General features: G+C 61.8%; 17 protein-coding genes. 8 read left to right on the top strand and 9 right to left on the bottom strand.

Features of this window, described 5'->3' with window-relative positions; translation table 11 throughout:
* Positions 1-7 precede the first annotated feature (7 nt).
* The gene (locus IZ6_RS10050; RefSeq protein WP_222874927.1) at positions 8-1,213 is read right to left on the bottom strand and encodes a porin; all 1,206 of its coding nucleotides are present in this window, start codon (positions 1,211-1,213) and stop codon (positions 8-10) included.
* Positions 1,214-1,394: 181 nt separating this feature from the next.
* Between IZ6_RS10050 and IZ6_RS10045 the strand changes: the two genes are divergently transcribed.
* Complete coding sequence (locus IZ6_RS10045; RefSeq protein ID WP_222874926.1) at positions 1,395-1,853, top strand: YqaA family protein; 459 nt, start codon at positions 1,395-1,397, stop codon at positions 1,851-1,853.
* Positions 1,854-1,905: 52 nt separating this feature from the next.
* Here IZ6_RS10045 and IZ6_RS10040 read toward each other — a convergent pair whose 3' ends face one another.
* The 4 genes from IZ6_RS10040 to IZ6_RS10025 are packed head-to-tail and all read right to left on the bottom strand — an operon-like array spanning position 1,906 to position 5,818.
* Positions 1,906-2,718 carry a sugar phosphate isomerase/epimerase family protein gene (locus IZ6_RS10040; protein ID WP_222874925.1) on the bottom strand — a complete coding sequence of 271 codons (813 nt, stop codon included), beginning with the start codon at positions 2,716-2,718 and terminating at the stop codon, positions 1,906-1,908.
* 20 nt (positions 2,719-2,738) lie between these two features.
* Positions 2,739-4,253: a tripartite tricarboxylate transporter permease gene (locus IZ6_RS10035; protein WP_222874924.1), complete on the bottom strand. Its 1,515-nt coding sequence runs from the start codon at positions 4,251-4,253 to the stop codon at positions 2,739-2,741.
* Between the two features lie 41 nt (positions 4,254-4,294).
* Entirely contained in the window at positions 4,295-4,807 is a 513-nt protein-coding gene (locus tag IZ6_RS10030; RefSeq protein ID WP_222874923.1) for a tripartite tricarboxylate transporter TctB family protein, read from the bottom strand.
* A 21-nt stretch (positions 4,808-4,828) separates the two neighbouring features.
* Entirely contained in the window at positions 4,829-5,818 is a 990-nt protein-coding gene (locus IZ6_RS10025; protein WP_222874922.1) for a Bug family tripartite tricarboxylate transporter substrate binding protein, read from the bottom strand.
* 164 nt (positions 5,819-5,982) lie between these two features.
* Here IZ6_RS10025 and IZ6_RS10020 point away from each other — a divergent pair, with 164 nt between their 5' ends.
* The 6 genes from IZ6_RS10020 to IZ6_RS09995 all read left to right on the top strand — a co-directional run bounded on the left by IZ6_RS10020 (position 5,983) and on the right by IZ6_RS09995 (position 10,668).
* Positions 5,983-6,642 carry a GntR family transcriptional regulator gene (locus IZ6_RS10020; RefSeq protein WP_222874921.1) on the top strand — a complete coding sequence of 220 codons (660 nt, stop codon included), beginning with the start codon at positions 5,983-5,985 and terminating at the stop codon, positions 6,640-6,642.
* Between the two features lie 139 nt (positions 6,643-6,781).
* A complete protein-coding gene (locus IZ6_RS10015) occupies positions 6,782-8,419 on the top strand; it encodes an ATP-binding protein (RefSeq protein WP_222874920.1) in 1,638 nt (545 codons plus the stop codon).
* A 13-nt stretch (positions 8,420-8,432) separates the two neighbouring features.
* On the top strand, positions 8,433-9,050 hold the full coding sequence (locus tag IZ6_RS10010; protein ID WP_222874919.1) for a response regulator transcription factor: 618 nt from the start codon (positions 8,433-8,435) through the stop codon (positions 9,048-9,050).
* 109 nt (positions 9,051-9,159) lie between these two features.
* Positions 9,160-9,486 carry a hypothetical protein gene (locus tag IZ6_RS10005; RefSeq protein WP_222874918.1) on the top strand — a complete coding sequence of 109 codons (327 nt, stop codon included), beginning with the start codon at positions 9,160-9,162 and terminating at the stop codon, positions 9,484-9,486.
* A 150-nt stretch (positions 9,487-9,636) separates the two neighbouring features.
* Positions 9,637-10,299 (top strand): TerC family protein, encoded by a 663-nt coding sequence (locus tag IZ6_RS10000; RefSeq protein WP_222874917.1) that lies wholly within the window; start codon positions 9,637-9,639, stop codon positions 10,297-10,299.
* A 174-nt stretch (positions 10,300-10,473) separates the two neighbouring features.
* A complete protein-coding gene (locus tag IZ6_RS09995; RefSeq protein WP_222874916.1) occupies positions 10,474-10,668 on the top strand; it encodes an FHA domain-containing protein in 195 nt (64 codons plus the stop codon).
* 94 nt (positions 10,669-10,762) lie between these two features.
* Here the strand turns inward: IZ6_RS09995 and IZ6_RS09990 are convergent, their stop codons facing one another.
* The gene (locus IZ6_RS09990; protein WP_222874915.1) at positions 10,763-10,951 is read right to left on the bottom strand and encodes a hypothetical protein; all 189 of its coding nucleotides are present in this window, start codon (positions 10,949-10,951) and stop codon (positions 10,763-10,765) included.
* Positions 10,952-11,209: 258 nt separating this feature from the next.
* On the opposite strand from IZ6_RS09990, the gene IZ6_RS09985 reads away from it, so the two are divergent.
* Complete coding sequence (locus IZ6_RS09985; protein WP_222874914.1) at positions 11,210-11,797, top strand: biliverdin-producing heme oxygenase; 588 nt, start codon at positions 11,210-11,212, stop codon at positions 11,795-11,797.
* A 3-nt stretch (positions 11,798-11,800) separates the two neighbouring features.
* Here the strand turns inward: IZ6_RS09985 and IZ6_RS09980 are convergent, their stop codons facing one another.
* The 3 genes from IZ6_RS09980 to IZ6_RS09970 form a co-directional block, all read right to left on the bottom strand.
* On the bottom strand, positions 11,801-14,743 hold the full coding sequence (locus IZ6_RS09980; RefSeq protein WP_222874913.1) for a Dyp-type peroxidase: 2,943 nt from the start codon (positions 14,741-14,743) through the stop codon (positions 11,801-11,803).
* The gene (locus IZ6_RS09975; RefSeq protein WP_222874912.1) at positions 14,740-16,701 is read right to left on the bottom strand and encodes a cytochrome P450; all 1,962 of its coding nucleotides are present in this window, start codon (positions 16,699-16,701) and stop codon (positions 14,740-14,742) included. The genes IZ6_RS09980 and IZ6_RS09975 overlap by 4 nt, the downstream gene beginning before the upstream one ends.
* Before the next feature lie 219 nt (positions 16,702-16,920).
* Positions 16,921-18,582 carry an electron transfer flavoprotein-ubiquinone oxidoreductase gene (locus IZ6_RS09970; protein ID WP_222874911.1) on the bottom strand — a complete coding sequence of 554 codons (1,662 nt, stop codon included), beginning with the start codon at positions 18,580-18,582 and terminating at the stop codon, positions 16,921-16,923.
* Between the last annotated feature and the right edge of the window lie 182 nt (positions 18,583-18,764).

The raw sequence follows: 18,764 nt of genomic DNA, 5'->3' as shown, positions 1-18,764 counted from the left end.
CGTTCCGTTAAAAAGAGCGCCCGACGCGGCTGACGATAGCCCAGTGCTCGCCGGTATCCGGCGCATCCGCACCGGCCTCGTTGATGCTCGCTTCGCCATATTGCAGCGCGAGCCCGAGTTCGAGATTTGTCACCGGCGTCCAGAACGTATTGATCTCGGCAAAGAGATAGTCGAAGGCGGCAAACCCGTCCGCCGAAGGATCGACATCGGAGTAGATGGCCGAAACGTTCGAATGCCACTTCTCCGTCCAGAACCATTTGACGCCGCCGCCCGCCGACCAGACATCCGTGTTGAGAAGATTGCCCGCGCCGTCGTCGCGCTGATCGCGCACCGTCCGGCCGCCGATACTCGCCGCGACGAAGTTCACCCGGAAGTCTTCGCCGCCCGCATAAGAGCCCGCGCCGCTGGAATAGACGCCTTCCGCCCATAGGCGGCTGCCTTTGACCTCCGAGGGGAGATTTAGGATCAGGCCCGTCTGCAGGGCCCAGCCGGTCGCATCGCCATCCGCACCGATATCGCGGTCGCCCTCATTGTCCTGAACGGCGGCGCCGAGCCGTGCTTCGCCCCAATCCTTTTTGAGGGTGAGCGTTACGATCGCGTTCGGCCATGTCTGATCGAGTTCGGAATCGAGGCCGTCATTCGGGTTGGCGCGGAAATATTTATCTTCGATGCCGATGACCGCCTGAACGCCGTCGGCGGGCTTGGCCGTATAAGCGAGCGTATTGACGCGCTCGTCCGAGAACAGGTCGGACATGTGTTTATAGGGCGCATAGTCGAAGAGCGAGCGGTTGAGATGCCCGGCCGTGAAGCCGGCAAATTCGATATAGGCGTTGCGCGGCAGGAACGCACCGGCACCGTCATCATAGTCGCCGGAATAGGTGTCGGCGCGGCCTTCGAACTCGATGTAGGAGCGCAGCGTCCCGAAATCCGTTTCGGTGCGCGCATCGAACTGGATGCGGCCGCGCAGATCCGTATGAAAATCGTTGGCCTCGGCATCTCGGGAATCGTTTTCATAGCGCTGATCGGAGCGCACAAGACCCGACACGCGCAGGCAGGTATCGGTGCCTGGAATGTAGAAGAAGCCCTTGCCATGGCCGCCGCACACCTTCACGAACTCGTCCGGCTCCGCAAAAGGCAGCTCCTGGGCGTTCGCTGCTCCGGCGACCAATGCGACACCAATGCCGGAAACCCGACCTGCAATTCCCCAGTTCATATAAAAGCCCCCTAGACCCACGATTTTCCGGGCAGGTGATTCATGCATTCTGCATTCAACCTTGCCCATTACTGTAATCTCGCCGATAGTTTCGTCTAATTCATGGCACCCTTGAGACACTCCCTTCGCCAGCCTGCGGCCGGCCTCCATCTCGTTGCGATTTCTTCTGAGGATTCCGGTCGTGGATGAGCTTGCGAGCTATGCCTGGATGTTCACCGCGGCGCTGATCGCGGGAACATTTCTGCCCTTTCTGCCGGGATCGTCCGAGCTTGTTCTCGGCGGCTTTCTGGCGGCGGGGCAGGGCGAGCCCTGGGCGCTCGTTGCCGCGGCGACCTTCGGCAATGTCATCGGCGGCATCGTCAATTATGTGATCGGCTATCTCGTGTCCGATCTTGCCGGACGACGCTGGTTTCCGGCGACAGAGGCGCAGATCGAGCGCGCGTCAGACCGCTTCAACCGCTACGGCGTTTGGATTCTTCTGCTGACCTGGCTGCCGCTGATCGGCGACATCATCACCGTCGTCGCAGGTCTCCTGCGCACGAACTTCAAGCACTTCTTCCTGCTCGTGACTCTCGGCAAGCTTGTCCGCTATGTGCTGATCGCCGTCGGCTTCGACTGGTTCGCGCACTGGCCGGAATAAAAAATCCGGGCGGCCGAAGCCGCCCGGAGTGGTCGTCCCGCACCTTAATTCTTCAGCCGAGCTTTGCGAGTTTCTCGCGGCCGTCGATCATGTCCTGCAGGCTGCCGAACGCGTTCATGTAATGGCCGGTGAAGCCGAGCTTATCGAGCTTCTTGAAGAGGCCCGGGAAATCGAAATCGCCCTGGCCGGGAAGAAGATGTTCTTCCTTGCCGTTACGCCAGCAATCGGCGAGGCGCACTTCATCGCAGCGTTTGATGTCGAAGGCCGCGAGGAACGCATCGACACCGTCCTCGACAATGTGCGCGTGGTTTGCGGTGAACGCCCAGCGCAGATTCGGCGAGTCGAGGCGGTCGAAATAATATTTTGTCTCTTCGACATTGTGCGCGAGGTAGTGGACCTCCGCATCGTCCGGCTCCCAGTTCATGTTTTCGAGGAGCAGGGTGAGGCCGATCTTTTCGGCGTAGTCGACGAGACGCTGAATGCGCTCGACGCCGGCTTCCATGCGCATTTTCACATCGGACGTGAAGTGATAGCCGGCATGGATCACCATCCATTCGCCGCCGAGTTTCTTGCAGGCGTCCATATGACCGAACAGATAGCGTTCGACGCCGTCGCGCACATGCGGCGCGACTTCGGCCATGTTGACGGCCGACATGGTGTGAATGCCGACATGGATGCCGTGCTTATCGCAGATCTCGCGGATGCCCTTGATGCGTTCCGGCGTCAGCGTTTCGATCGCATTCGGCGCAACGTCGACCTTCAGATCGAGATATTTGACGTCGTGTTTGACGGCGGCGGCAAGGCCGTCTTCGATCTTGTTGCGCTGGCCGAGGTCGATGCCGATGCGCTCTCTGAGACTTGTCATTTCTAACTCCGGATTGAGATTTAAGTTTTTGCGGAAGAAAGGGAGAGGTCCGCTTCGGCCTTGGCCTTCTGCTTGCGGGCATAGGTCACATAAGCGGAGCCCGCGATGAACAGCACGGTCAGTCCGAGAAGGACGGCCGAAAGCGGATCGGTGAAGAAGATCGAATGTTCGCCATAGCCGAGATCGACGGCGCGGCGATAATTGCGCTCGACGATGCTGCCGAGGACGAGGGCCAGCACCAGCGGCAGGATCGGGAATTTGAACATGCGCATGACGTAGCCGAGCACGCCCATGCCGACCATGATGCCAACGTCGGCGATGTTCTGGTTGACCGAGTACACACCGGACGACACCAGCGCGATGATGAAGGCCATCAGAAATGCTTTGGGCCGGTTCACGAGCCAGATGCACGGCGGCAGCATGACGATGCCGAGCACGAGCTGCGAGAGATTGGCGACGAAGAGGCCGCCGAAAAGTCCGTACACGAATTCCGGGTTCTTCGTCAGAAGCGCCGGGCCGGGTTCGAGCCCGTGCAGGATGAGGCCGCCGAGAAGAACGGCGGTCGAGCCCGAGCTCGGAATGCCGAAGGTGAGCGTCGGGATGAGGGCGGTTGCGGCAACCGTGTTGTTGGCGGCTTCCGGCGCGGCGATGCCTTCGGGCGAGCCTTTGCCGAACTCTTCCGGATGCTTCGACCAGCGTTTGGCTTCGTTATAGGAGAGGAACGAGGCGAGCGTCGCGCCGCCGCCGGGTGTCACCCCGTCGAACGTGCCGATGCCGGTGCCGATGAGTGTTGCCGGCCAGATGCGTTTCCAGGTTTTAAGGTTCGGCAGTTTGATGCGCATGGTATGCGAGGCCTTGTCCCAATCGGGCTGGCTCGTCTGCTCGAAGAGTTCGGCCATCGCGAACATGCCGATCAGGACGAGGATCGGCTCGATGCCGCCGAGAAGTTCAGCGGATCCGAAGGTGAAGCGCTGCACGCCCGATAGCGGGTCGATGCCGATGGTCGAGATCGCAAGGCCGATGATCGCGGCAAGGAAGCCCTTGATCAGCGAGCCCTCGGAGAGGGTCGCGATGAGGCTGAGGCCGAACACGCCGAGCGCGAAATAAGCGGGCGCCGTGAAATAGAAAGCAACGTTCGACAGCGGCTCGGTCAGCGCAACGACGAGGATCATGCCGATCAGCCCGCCAACGACACCGGCCATCAGCGAAATGCCGAGCGCTTCGCCGCTGCGGCCCTGCTTGTGCATCTCATAACCGTCGATGACGGTCGTGACCGCGGCGCTCGTGCCCGGCGTCTTGATGAGAATGGCCGGAATGGAGCCGCCATATTCGGCGCCGACATAGGTGGAGGCGAGGAGAATGATCGCCATGGTCGGGTCCATGCCGAAGGTGAACGGCAGGAGGAGCGCCATGGTGATCGAGGCCGACAGGCCCGGCAGCGCGCCGCCGATAATGCCCCAGGCGACGCCCGCAAAGGCGTAGAAAACGGCCGGGGTCTCGAAGACCGTCTGCAGCGCGATTTTAAGTCCGTCCATGTGCGTGTGCTCCAGATATGTACGTCAGGCGCGCTGCGGTTTCAGGCGAACGGAAAGTGAAGTCCGGCACCGGCGAAGAGTTTGCCGACAATGCCGAGCGGCATGTGGATGCCGAGAAGGACCATGAAGAACAGCCAGAAGAAGAGGCCACCGGCGACGGCAACACCGACTGAAGTCCAGGACAGCGGATAGCCCTGGTAAACGGAGACGGCGAGGATGAGGAAACCGATCGCGACCGGATAGCCGACGACTTCCAGGGCAACGATGAAGAGGCCGACGATCGCAAGCAAGCCGAGCGCGCGGCGGTGCTGTTCCCAGAAGCTGAGCTGTGGCTCATCCGGATCGACGGCCGGGCGTCCGGCGGTCACGACGGTGAAGATGTTCTGGACGATCAGCGCCGCGGACAGAACCGCGCCGAGGATCGCCAGAAGTTTCGGGAAAGCGGAGGATGTGACGGTGGTGTCCAGAATGCTGGACGGCATGGCGTCGGCGGCCATGTAATAGCCCAGGGAGAGCACAAGCAGTACGGCGCCAGCGCCAGCGTTCTTGAACATCACCGTCACTCCCGTTTCGCGTCAGTTCGCTTTTTTCTTCAGACCCATTTCGGTGAAGAACTTGTCCATGTCCGCTGCGAACTTGTTCGTCAGCGCATCGAAGTCCTTCGCCGGGAGATAGGCCGGGATGCCGTTGTTCTTGGTGTAGAACGCCTTGTATTCCGGATCCTCAAGCACGAGCTGGATCGCCTTTTCCCAGGCCTGGGCGATTTCCGGCGGGGTGCCTTTCTTGGCGACGAGGCCGCGCCAGCCGGTGGCGGTGACGTCGACACCCTGTTCCTTGGCTGTCGGTACATCGGGATAATTGCCGATGCGCTTGTCCATGACGGCGGCGAGAATGCGGATCTTGCCCGCTTCCACCTGCGACTGGACTTCCTGCGCATCGCCCGAGCCGATATCGACGGCGCCGGACAGGACGTTCAGCGTCAGCTGGCCGCCCGAGTCATGCGTTGCGACAACCATATCGAGGCCGGTGCGGGCCTTGAACGTCTCGACGACCATGCGGTCGATCGAGGCGGCCGTGCCGGCGCCGAACTTCAGCTTGCCCGGATTGTCTTTGGCGTATTTGACGACGTCCTGAAGGGTCTTGAACGGGCTTTCGGTGCGCACGAAGAAGATCGGCGAATCGTACAGCACGTTCACGATCGGCTGCATGTCCGTGTATTTGTAGGGCGGGTCGGAGAGCACGGTGACGACCACGTGCTGGGTCGACACGCCATACAGAAGAGAGCCGTCGGCCGGGCCTTCGACGATGCGGCGCATCGCATTGGCGCCGCCCGAGCCGGGCACGTTCTCGACGACGAAATTAATTCCCCATTTCGGGCCGAGCGTTTTCACGAGATTGCGCAGGAAGACGTCGCCGCCGCCGCCGGGACCCGACGAGGTGATCAAAGTCACCGTTTTGTGCGGGTAGGCGGGGTAGGCGGGATCCTGGGCGAAAGCACTGCCGGCGAGGGCGAAAAGCACGCCCGACGCCAGGGCGAGAACGCCCTTTCGATGCAATTTCATCATGTTCCTCCCAATTTGGGGTTTGTCCCCGTTTGCGGCCCGGGCTTGGCGCTCGTGACCGATTGCATTCATAATTCAGCCGAAGAAAGGGATTGTCAACAAAGACTGCCTATGACCATGGTCTATGGGTCAAAACCAGTCCTTATAGGGCAACATTGTCTACAATCATGGATGTGCAAACGCAGGCGGACCGGACATTCGATCTCCTCGAAGCGGAGATTGTGAGCGGCCGCATCCCGATGGGAGCAAAGCTCGGCGAGGAGGCTTTGGCGGCGCGGTTCGGCGTCAGCCGCGGTCCTTTGCGCGAGGCGCTGCGCCGTCTCGAAGGCCGCTCGCTCGCCGTGCGAACGGCCCATTCCGGGGTGAGGGTCGTCGAGCTGAGCGAAGACGATCTCGTCGAACTCTATGAAGTGCGCGGTTCGCTCGAGGGCCTCGCGGCCCGTCTTGCCGCCGAGCGCGGCGATGATGCGGAACTCGCCGATATCGCCGATCTTCTCGTCCGCCAGCGCGATTTCGGCAAAAGCAATGCCGATACCGATTATTCGCAAGGCATCGAGCAGGACGACTTCCATTACCGCATCGCGATGGCGAGCGGCTCGAGCCGTCTGCAGCGTCTTTTGTGCGGCGATCTTTATTCGCTGATCCGCATGTGCCGTTACAAAACCTGGAGCATTCCCGGTCAGCGCAAATCGCATCAGGACCATGAGCGCATTCTGGAAGCCATTCAGAACCGCGACGGCGATCTCGCCGAGCTTCTGATGCGCCGCCATGTCGGCGTCGCGCGCCAGCGCTATCACCAGGCGGAAAGCCGCGGGTTCACCGACTAATCCCTTTGGCTGTACTGCCGCCGGTCAGTGCCGGTTAATCTTGTTATTCGTCCGGACTTATAGAACAAGGGCGCGAAAGCTCCCCGAACCCGCGCCGGTCCCCGGCTTAAGGTTTTGCGGCGGAGACGAGGCCCAGTCGTTGGACGCAAACCGTAGCTGGAATTTTACGGAACTTCTCGGCTGGCCCCGCGCGATCCGGGTGCGCCTTGTCCTCGCGATCCTTCTCATTCTCGTCTACCTCCTGCTGGAATGGTTTTCGTTCCTGCAGGATTTCCGTGGACTTCCCGTCTCGCCGTGGAATCCTGGCCTCGGCGTTCTGTTCGCCTTCATGCTGGCGCGGCGGCTTGCTTACGGCTTTGTGCTGTTTGCCGCGATCCTTGCCTCCGAACTTTTCCTGCTCGAAATGCGCACGCCCTGGCCGGTGGTCACGATCATCGCGGCGATTGCGTCGGGCATTTATACGATGGCGGCGGCCGCCATCCGCTCCATTGTGCGCGACGGTCTTGAGTTCGACCGCGTCCGCGATATCGGAACGCTTGCTGCGGTCGGTGCCATTGCCTCGCTGATTTCCGCGGCTCTCCTGTCCGCAACCTTCATCCCCGGTCTTGTCCAGCAGCGCAGCATCATGCTGCAGATGTTTGTCGGCGATCTCACCGGCATTATGGTGATGACGCCGCTGGCGCTGCGCCTCTTGCGGATGAATTACGACAATCTCTTCCGCCGCGGCAATGTCGCGAAATATGCGGAAGCGCCGCTGCATGTTCTCGCCATCGGCCTGACGCTTGCGGTCATCAGCCAGACCGGCCTCGATGAGGCCTATATTCTCGTCGTGCCCATCGTCATTACCGCTGTGCGTTACGGGTTTGACGGCGCGTGCGTTGCCATTGCCGGCATTCAGTTCGGTCTTGGCATCATGCTGCACGCCATGGGCGCGGGGGCCGACGCCTTTTTCGAATTCCAGACGACCATGCTGGCGCTGACGGCGGCGGGCTTGTCTGTCGGCGCCGAAGTGAATGCGCGCATCAGGGCGGACAATCTGGCGCGCAAGGCGGAAGCCGAGCTTCAGAAGGCAAAGGAAGCGAACGTCCAGGCCGAGCGCTTTGCCATCGTCGAAGGCATGGCCTCGGCGCTGGCGCACGAGATCAACCAGCCGATGACGGCGATCCGCGCTCTTGTGCGCTCTTCGCAGGTTCTGATCGATTCGGAGAAGCCCGATCTCCCGCGCGCCTCGACAAATCTCGGCACCGTTATCGTGCAGGTCGATCATGCCGCCGCGGTGCTGCGCAAAATGCGCGATTTTCTCAAGCGGCGTCAGCTCGATCTGAAACGCACCTCGACGCATGATCTTCTGGCGCGCGCACCGATGCTGTCGCGTTCGCAGATTCCGGGTGACATTGCGATCGGCTCGGAGATTGGCGAGGAATATTTCGTCGATGTCGATCCGGTGCAGATCAATCAGGTGTTTTTGAATCTCATCCACAATTCGGCGCAGGCGATTCGCTCGGCGCCGACGATCCAGGGCCGCATCGAACTCGGTGCGGTGAAAAAGAGCGATCCGGAGCGCGTCGAATTCTTCGTCCGCGATAATGGTCCCGGCGTTCCGCCGAAAAGAGCCAAGAGCCTGTTCGAGCCGCTGAAGACATCGAAAGGCGACGGGCTCGGTCTTGGCCTTGCCATCTGCGCCAACATAGTAGAAGCGCATGGCGGACAGATCCGGCTTGAAAGCGGAAAGCCGGGCGCAACCGAATTTCGCTTCTGGGTGCCTCTGAAACGTTGAATGGGTTAGGGCGGTGACAAAGATCTTCATCATCGACGATCAGACGGCGGTGCGTAACGCAATCGCCGAAATGCTGAGCGTGTTCGGTTTTACTGCCGAAACGTTTGAATCGGCGGAAACATTTCTTGAGCGTCATCCCGGCGGATCGTCCGACGAGCCCGCCTGCATCGTCTGCGATGTGCGCATGCCCGGGATCGACGGCATCGAATTCGTCCGCCAATGCATGGCCGGCGGCCGCAGCGTTCCGGTCATTCTGATTTCGGGCCATGCGGATGTGCCGATGGCGGTTGCCGGCATCAAAGCGGGTGCAGCGGATTTCATCGAAAAGCCGGTCGACGATGCGTCTTTGGTCGCAGCCATCAATCGCGCGATTGCGCCGCAGAGAGACACCAATCGCGACGTTCAGCGCGCGCGCGATCTCGATCAGAAATTTTCCCGGCTGACGCCGCGCCAGACCGAGGTTTTCGATCTTGTCGTCGCCGGGTTTACCTCGCACGCCATCGCCGACAGGCTGGGGCTCTCGACCCGCACGGTCGAGTCGTACCGCGCACAGATCATGGACAAAATGGCGGCGGAAAGCGTCGCCATCCTCGTGCGGCAGGCCATCCAGCTTGGCCGCACGGCACCGTAGTTATACGGCCCGATCGATACGAATGCACGAAGCGCGCGCGGTCATCTAATCCTCATCATATCGTGCCGGAGCCGAAATACGGTTCCGGATCGGTTGAGAGGGAAAGACAGTGCATAGCCGCGCGAAAGTCGATGTCCTGCAACGCCGGAATCAGTTTCGTCTGACTCCGCAAGCGCTGATGGATTTCATGACCTTCTTCGTGGTGTTCGCAGCAGCGGTTTCCATCTTCATCGCGCCGACAGGGCTTGTCCTGCCGGTGTTCGCCAGCGTCATGCTGGTGGCGGGCGGTGTGGTGGCGGCGGTTGCGTGGTTTCGTGGAATGCGCCAGCAGCGTTCGCTGTCGGTGTGGGATGTCGCCGGGAGTTTCCTGGTACTCGGTTTCTGCGCCGCCATTCTTTCCGATTTTGCGAGCATCGAAGCGCTCCTCTCCCTCTGACCGAAAAAGCGACTGGCCGGGCCCCTCTGGCAGTTCGAAAGAACTGCGATGTCGGACTGTTTCCCGTGTTACGGGGCCCGAGTGCAGTTCGACGCATGCGAAGACATGGCGCAATTGTGCTTACGGCCCCTCAGCGATTGAGGGTCGTTTATGAGCGAATTGTTTACAGCCGATGCCCTGACGGCATTGCTCCAGGTCATCATGATCGACCTCGTCCTTGCGGGCGATAATGCGATCGTCATCGGACTTGCGGCGGCGGGCCTGCCATTGGACCAGCGCCGCAAAGTCATCGTCATCGGCATCATTGCCGCGACGGTTATGCGTATCGGTTTTGCTCTGGCGACGACGCAGCTTCTGCAGATCGTCGGCATTCTTCTGGTCGGCGGGCTTCTTCTCTACTACGTCTCGTGGAAGATGTGGCTTGAGCTGCGGCCGGTCAGGGCAGGCGGCATGGCGGCTGCCGGCGGACATGGCGGCAATTTCGTCGTCAATCACGATGGATCGATCTCGGGCGGCGCGCCGCCGCGCAAGACCTTTGCGCAGGCCGTGTGGCAGATCATCATCGCCGACGTGTCGATGTCGCTCGACAATGTGCTCGCAGTTGCGGGCGCCGCGCGCGAGCATCCCTCGATCCTCGTCATCGGCCTTGCGCTCGCCATCGCGCTGATGGGCTTTGCAGCATCCTTCATCGCAAACTTGCTGCAGAAGCACCGCTGGATCGCGTTTGTCGGCCTTGCCGTCATCGTCTACGTCGCGACGGATATGAGCTATCGCGGCGTCATGGAGGTACTACCTTACCTGACTCGCGGATAAGCCCCCGCGATTAGGGTAAGGCTCCCAGTGCGGCGGACAGATCCCAGCTGTCCGCCGCCTTTTTCTTCTGCCTCATCTTTGTCACGCGCCGGACACGCGATTTTTGCAATCGCCTGTTATCGGCGCTGCGGCTCCGGGTCGTTAAGATACGGGGAGATTCGCAAGGAGAGCGGCATGTTCGCAATTTTCACACTGAGTGACGGAAATCCGATCCATATCGATGGATCGGTGGTGCTGGCGGTCGAGGAACTGAAGAGCGGCAGCCGTATCCATGTCCCCGGTGCGTCCTTCGAAGTGAAGGAAAGCGCCAAGGCCGTTCTCGAAGAAATCAGCGAAGAAGACGATGAGGACGAAGACGACGAGGACTAAATTTAGTCCCGGCAGCGTCATCGGCCCGGCCTTGTGCCGGGCCTTTTGCGTTTCAGCGTCAGGTCGATCGCGTCATCTGCACCTGCGGGGCGGTTCAACCGGCTCTCAGGCCCGGGACACTGTGGAACAGCTGCGAGCGCGCCCGCTGACGCCAAATCAGCTCCAGTTCGCGGTAATAGGAACATTCGCTGAGATTGGCCGCCTGTTCGGCGAGCTCCGAGAAATAGTCGGCCTGCAGCTGGCAATATTCGGCTTCGTGCGAGTGAATTTCAGACTGTTCCATACTCAACTCTCCCCTTCCGTCGCCTAAAGCCTTGCACCGGCCGTGCCAGACCTGGGCGAGGACGCATGCGACAGAGTAGCCCTAGGGTTGCAAACTTTGCGGATCGGAGCGGCCGGCGGGGCGCTCCTGTCCGGGCAGCCTGCTGGAAACGCTCTAAAAAATTTTTCGCCCGGGGTGGGAGATCACGTCTATGGATCGTCTTTAGAGACGGGAGGGTGCGCGCCTTGGGCGCCACCCCGGGCTTGAGGCGGGTGGAATATGAATGTTGCTGTTGAAACGGGCGGGCGCTGGCAAAGGCTGAAAGCGGCAACATCCGCAACTCATGACCGGCTGGACAAGCGGATCATGAGCGCCGGGGCTTTTGCCGATCGCGCGCGCTATGGCCGCTTCGTCCAGATGCAGCATGCCTTCCACCGCGAAATCGACGCGCTCTATTCCAACCCGCAGCTCGATGCGCTCTTGCCCGATCTTCAGGGCCGCCGCCGCTTCGGTCATGTCTCGCAGGATCTCACGGACCTCGGCCTCGAACCGCTTGCGGAGACGACTCCGTGGGGTTTCGGCACGGAGGCCGACATCCCGACCGCGCTCGGCTGGCTCTATGTCGCCGAAGGTTCAAATCTCGGCGCCGCCTTCCTTATCAAGGAAGCGCAGAAGCTCGGCCTATCCGAGACCTTCGGCGCGCGGCATCTGGCCGGCGCGCCGGAAGGAAGGGGCCTGCAGTGGCGCACCTTCACCGCGGCGCTCGACAGCATCGAGATCGATGAGGCGGAAGAGGCGCGGGTGATCGCCGGAGCCGAGGCCGCCTTTACCCGCGTGCGGGCTCTGGCCGATCAGGTTTTTTCCTGATCCTCAGATGCCGGCCATATATCGGATCGTTCTGTGGCCGGGCATGAAGAAGTAGGCGCCGCCGCGCACCTTCACGAAATCCTGGAAGCCCGTGAGATGCAACGGCCCGCGCGGTGAGGGCATGGTCAGCCGTGCGAGCGAGGCGCGGTCTTTGCGCGTTTCGCCGCGGCCGAGGATCGGATCTGCCTCGTTCTCAAGCCCGTGGAATTGCCAGCTCATCGACCAGGTCTGCTGGATGAATTCGAACTGCCGTTCGATATCGGCGTTCAGGCACATGAAGAGAAGGCCGGGATCCTTCGCTTCGGGATCGCCGCTTCCTTCGGCGTGGTAAGATCTTCCAACGCGCAAAATGCGGTGGCGGTTGACGATCGAGAGTTCGTCCTTCGATCCGGGCGCAAGGCTGTCGCGCGGATTGGTGCGGCGGATATGCGAGCCGAGCGGGCAGCGCTCGCCCGTCGGGTCTTCCGCACCGTAGAGAAATTCATTGTCCGGACGGGCGTGCTGCTGGCCCGGCTGCGGGCTCCCCGGCCTGTGAGGATAGCGCACGAGCGAGGTGCCGTTCTTCCAGCGGCCGACGATCTTGGCGCCGATCCATTCCGGCAGCAGAGATTTCGGCAGCGTCCGCGGCACGGCCGGATGGTTCGCGTAGGTCTTCGCTGCCGTTTCGAGATAGGTGTTGAACGCCCCGACATTCTGTTCGAGCTGGCGGATGACGAGGAAAGAACCGTTGCGTCCGAGATCGCGCGCCGCATTGGCGCCGCTGTAATTGAAATCGGGCTGATAGGTGCCGCGCGAATGCCGCGGATCGGACAGCGGCAGCCGGTTATGCGGATCGGCGGACGCTGTGACTTGCGGTGACGGAGGGAAAAATCCGCGGCTGTCCGGATAGCCGAGGATGAATTCTCCCGGCTCGACCGCGTGAATGGCATCGGATTCACGCAGCCATCGCCGTGTGCCTTTGACGATCGGCTGAGAGACGCCATCGGCAAAACCGAACGCCTCGAACGCGACCTGCACACCGCTCTCACCCGATTTGCGCGCCGGCAGCGGCGTTGGATCGATCCGGTGGATTACCGTGCCGCCGATATTTGTAAGGCCGGATGTGAGCGAGATTGTCTCCATATCGAGCGTTACCTGATCGGCGCCATAAACAAGAAACGCGCCGTCGGCCTCACCTTGTCCGCCCCACATCCATTTCGCGGGCTTGTCATCGCCTGTGTCGGCGAGGATCTGCGAGCGGCCGGCGCTGTGCATGCCGGTGCGGAACGCCGTCGGGAATTGATCGCGCACCGATTGTTCGAGCCCGAGTTTGGCAAGGCCCGCCGCAGTGAGCCCAAAGATCAGAACCTTGTCGTCCGGCGGCTGATCTCCGAACGAGATTTTCGGCTCGATCGAAGCGAGCCAGGGAACGGTCGCGAACGGGTTGTCGGGAAGCTGGAACAGAAGGCAGGCCGCGAAAGGATGACGGCTCAGACCGCCGAATAGCAGCGTCTGGATGTCGTCGGTTTCGAGCAGCGTATCCGGACGGATTTTTGATCCGAACAGGCCGAGCCAGGCTGCGGCCTCGTCTTCCGTCGAGGCCGTGCACAGGCCTTGGCGGATGACGGCATTGGTGCGGATGCGTGCGGTGGTGAGGTTCGGATAGGCGCTGTACCAGAAACGCGTCGGCTGCTGCTGGCGGCGGGCCCAGCGTTTGAAACGGTCGCCATCGGTCGCGCCGTCCTGAAAAAGATTGCGGGCACGCGGAAAGCCGATCGTGTTGCTCCACACACCGGTCAGACCAAATGAGGCCTTGGTGATGAAGTCCTCGAGATAGCTTTCCCAGCTGCCGCCATAGTTGGAGAAGAACAGCAGCTTGTTTGTCTTCGGCAGCATCACCCAGCGGGCAAAATGGATGGTGTTGATCTCGCCGAGAAAGCCGGGCCGGAAGCGTTTTGCGGCCATCTGGGCGATGACCCAGAACGCAAGGCGCAGCGTCAGCCCGCGCAGCCTGCCGGGCTGCATGATCGAAATGCCCGCGAGATGGTTCTGCTGCGACCAGTTTTCGTAAGCCGAGACCTCCTGCATCACCTGCGCATCCGGCTGACGGTCGTCGGGCGTGTTCGCTTCTTCCAGGCGCCGCAGGCCGAGATAGACCGCGATGGCAGCGCCGAGAACGAGAAGAAAGCTGGCGATCAGGGCTGTGAAGAAGGTCACTGCCGCCAGCGACCAATGACTTGTGCAATAGACCAGCGCAGTCGCGCCGATGACGAAGGCGGCGAGCACGATCAGCAGCGGCCAGAAAAATTTCAGAAGCAGAGGCACAAGAAGCCCGAGAACAAAGCCGGGATCGATCCCGGCGCCTTTCACCGAAACGAGCCGATCGACGGGCGCGGCCGACAGAAGCGGTGTGAGATCGGCTCTCTTGGTCTCCAGATAGTTTTTGCTTTCGATATGCTTGCGGATCGTTCCGACAAGCTGGAGCGGCGAGCCCAAAGGCGGGTTCTTGTCGAGAAAAGTGCGGATCTCGCGCGCCAGTTCGTATTCGTCGAGAATGCGTCCGACCGACATACCCGGCGTGCCGCTGAAATCGAGCCCCGGCACGTCGAACAGGCCGGTCCCGGTCTTTACCCGGTGACGGGCGAGGAATTTTGCAAACGGCGTTTTGGGCTGAAGGCCGGCGGCGTTGAAAACCCGTTCGATCCACGGCGCGAGATTTTCGCCGACCACATTCCAGGCGTCATCGGGTGTGCCGTCGGCGCTGATCTCGAAGACAAGATAAGTGGGTTCACCGATATCGCCACGGACGACGGTGATGGTGGTGAAATGCAGGCTCTTGCCGCGCAGGGCATCGCGGACGGCGCCGCCGCTGCGAAGATCCGGAACCGCCTGAGCGAGGACAGCGTCGACAGCGTCCGCCCGCGCATACGAGAAGGGAATGGCGCTCGTGACCAAAGCGTGGGTCATGCCCTCGGCTCCAGATTCAGGATGAGTTCGTCGGGGAAGGGGCCGCGATCGCGGATTTTTGTCGGCGCGAAGGGGCGGTACGGCAAAAGCGCGGCGATCAGCGCCGGTATCTGAACGGCATTCAGATCGCGTCCTGCGCACAGATGTATGCCGTAGCCGAAATGCATGTACAGAGCAGGGTCACGATCCGGATTCATCTTTTCCGGACTGCCGAACACGCGCGCATCCTGCATGGCCGAGAGCGTCACGGCGATGACGCGCGTGCCCGCCGCGACCCGCGTTCCGGCGACACCGGCATTGGCGGTGGCCTCGCGCAAAAGAATGGGATTGTGCGGCCGGCGTCTCAGGATTTCTGCGCACCAGCCGCGAAGTCGGACGATGTTCAGGGCATCGCGCGCGACGGCCTCTGCAAGGTCCCGGTTGGCGGTGAGTTCGCTGACAATGTTGGCGGCAGCCGTTGCCGTGGTGTCGATCGAGCCGACGAGCAGCCCGGCCAGGATATGCGAGACCTCCTCGCGGCGGATTTCCCTGCGGAGGGCAAGCATCATCAGCCGCCCGAGAAGATCCTCGCGGATGACATCATGCGTCTCCCGCCGCGCATATTCCTCCTCGATCCATTTTGTCAGTTCAGCGCCGGCGGCAATGCCCGTGTTGCGGACAGCGCCATCGTCGCCGAGATTGAGAAAGGTCTCGTGAAAGACGGCGCGCGCCACTCGCATCAGCTCGGCCTCGCTCGGCCCTTTGATGCCGAACAGGCTGGCCGCGACGCGCGCCGCCACAGGGCGCGCGTAACCGTTGACGATATCGATGCTGCCGGGCGCGATCGCAGCTTCAATGAGAAGGCGCTGCGGCTCTTTCTTCAGAATGTCGGCAATCGGCGCGGGTGAGACGCCGCGCAGCGCCGAATAGACGGCCTCTCTCTGCTTGAAGAGCTCTGGCGAGCGGTCCATGCCGAGAATGAAGGGACCGGCAACCGCCGTGATGCGCTTGGCGTTGATCGGCGCGATCAGAAGATCGCCGTCGCGCCGCAGAATATCGGCGACGTCCGCCCAGCGGAAGGCGAGCACGGTCTTGCCGAAACCGATCCGGCGCGGCGCCCAGCGCGCAGCCAGCCGCGCGCCCCCGCGCAGGACGCCGGGGGTAAGGAACAGCGAGAGGATGGATTTCATCTCCTCGCGCGGCCTTTGCATCGGCAGCTGGGGTTTTGTCCGCGTCGCATAGATGCGCGCCGCGAGCCCGCCGGCATGCGTCGCGCGGCAGGCATTGACGATCGATCGGTAATCGGGCGGCAGATCGGCGAAGGCGGGGAGGGCAGCGCCGTAATTTTCCGGCAGCAGAACGGGCGCTGCCGCCGCGGCGAAGATGATGTCGAGCCCGCCCGGCGATGCGCCGCCGAGAAACGGGCCTTTTGCTTTGGTGCGCGTTTTGACGAGGGTGAACACCGCGTCGATGTCGTCGCGAGCCTTCTTCTCATCGAAGTTTTCGAGGCCAAGGCCGCGGCGTATGCCCATGCGCCAGAGGCCGAAGAAGACCTGCGCGAAAATCTTCTGCCAAAGCGGGATGCCCTGTGTCGCGCCGGCAAGCACGGCCCGGCGGGCTTCGAGCATATGGCGGTAATAGATTTTCACGCCGGGGATCAGAAGGCCGGTGCGCAGCCGCTCGATCAGGGCGCGGTTCTCGATCCTCTCGGCTTCGCTTTCGCCGAACAGGCGCTCGCCCGGGCGGCAGCGCGCATCGAATGCGGCAAGAGCTGCGCTCAACCCTCCGGTCGTTCCGGTCGGCGATGCGACGAGCGGCAACTCGTCGGGAATGCCGCGCCAGCGCGAGATCGGAATGTGGAGTCCGGGAAGGTGGGAGCGCTCTTCATAGGCGATGCGGCCCTGCTCGCAGAGCCAGCGCATCGTCTCGATGCCGGGCGCAAGGCGCGTCCCAATTAGCGCAATGCGCGGCTCTTCCATCGCCCCCTCCCGGATAGATTGTGCACCAATCCGGGCAATACAGTAAATGGTTGTATCGAAAAAATGCCGCCGGCTAGCACGAGCCGGGCGAGGGATGGCCTGTCAGGAACATCCTGCCGGAGATGGTTCGCCCATTTGGATCAGGGATTTGCCGCAACGCCGGACGCCGTTTTTTAGCGCTCGGGCCGTTCGATCATCGCACGGAGCCGGATGCCGCGCTCATAGCTGCGGGTAGACCGGACCGTCGCCGCCCTGCGGGGGAACCCATGTGATGTTCTGGTTCGGGTCTTTGATATCGCACGTCTTGCAGTGAACGCAGTTCTGGAAATTGACGACGTAGTCGGGCGCCCCGTTCTTCTCCTGCCATTCGTAGACGGCGGCTGGGCAATACCGCGCGGACGGGCCCGCATAAGCGCCAAGTTCCGACACGACCTGAAGCGCAAGGTTTGCAACCCGCAAATGGCTGGGCTGGTCTTCTTCGTGATTTGTATTGGAAAGATAGACCGATGAAAGCCGGTCGAATGTAAGTACGCCGTCCGGTTTCGGATAGTCTATCGGCGAATGCAGGTTGGCGGGATCGAGGGCTTTATGATCGGCCTTGCGGTGAAGCAGCGTCCCGAAGGGAGACCATCCGCCGGTCAGCGTGTTGAACCACAGGTCTATGGACGCAAGAGCAATACCGGCGAACGTGCCGAAGCGTGCCCATAGCGGCTTCACATTGCGAACCATCCGGAGATCTCTGCCGATCGGGCTCCACCTCCATTCATCTTCATAGCCGGTAAGTTCGTCATGGGATCTGCCGGACTGAAGGGCCGCCGCGACATGGCCGGCCGCCTGCATCCCGGACCGCATGGCGTTGTGCACGCCTTTGATCCTTGGAACATTGACCATGCCGGCGGCGCAGCCGAGCAGCGCTCCGCCTGGAAAAACAAGCTTCGGCACCGATTGCCAACCGCCTTCGGTGATGGCGCGCGCCCCATATCCCGTGCGCCGTGCGTCCTTGAAGAGAGGCGCGATCGAGGGATGAGTTTTGAATCTCTGAAGTTCCTCGAACGGGGAGATAAACGGATTGGCATAGTCGAGGTGGACGACGAACCCGACCGCGACCCGGTTCTGCGGCAGGTGATAAAGGAAAGAACCGCCGCCCGTGCGCGCGTCCAGCGGCCAGCCGAACGAGTGCTGCACGAAACCCGGCCGGTGCAGGGCAGGGTTGATCTCCCAGGTTTCCTTGATGCCGATGCCGAACTTCGGGACGGCGCGGTCCCCCGCCAGTCCGAATTTTGCAAGAAGCGTTTTTGTCAGCGAGCCGCGCGCGCCTTCGCCGAACAGCGTGTATCGGCCCACCAGCTCCATACCGCGCGCAAATCCCGGCCGGGGCTGTCCATCGCGTCCGATGCCGGTGTCGCCGGTCGCAACGCCGATAACGGCGCCGGCGCTGTCGTAAAGAACCTCAGTGGCGGCAAATCCCGGATAGATCTCGACGCCGAGCGCCTCGGCCTTTTCACCCAGCCAGCGGCAGACGTCTCCCAGCGATGCAACATAGTTCCCGTGATTGTTCATCAGTGGAGGCATAAGAAAGTTGGGCAGCCGGAACGCTCTGCGTTTGCTGAGGACGAGAAAATGCTCGCCGGTCACCTTCGTCATCGAAGCAGGGGCGTCATCGCGCCAACCCGGCAGAAGCTCGTCCAGTCCCGACGGGTCGATGACCGCCCCGGAGAGAATATGCGCCCCGACGGCGGCGCCTTTTTCCAGAATGACGACGGAGCAGGCGGGGTTTAGCTGTTTGAGACGGATGGCCGCCGCGAGACCCGCCGGGCCCGCGCCGACGATCACGACGTCATATTCCATTCTGTCGCGGCCCTGCTCCTGCCCCTCACCCATCGATTTTACCCTTACCCCCAGTGTCGGAGTAAAATGGTATACCATGGAATTCTTAGAAGGAAACCTTTCGTTCCGGTGGAGCGCGTTTAACCCTTCCGAGGGTTGTTGATGTTTTCCTGTAGTGACTCTGGTTTGTCCCGGTATGCCATTATGGTATGCAGGGAAGATCGCGACCGCCGGGG

This window comes from Terrihabitans soli (assembly GCF_014191545.1).
GTDB classification, from domain to species: domain Bacteria; phylum Pseudomonadota; class Alphaproteobacteria; order Rhizobiales; family Methylopilaceae; genus Flaviflagellibacter; species Flaviflagellibacter soli.
The sequence above is the reverse complement of the archived record's forward strand: the minus strand, read 5'-3'. Positions and strand labels throughout refer to the sequence as shown.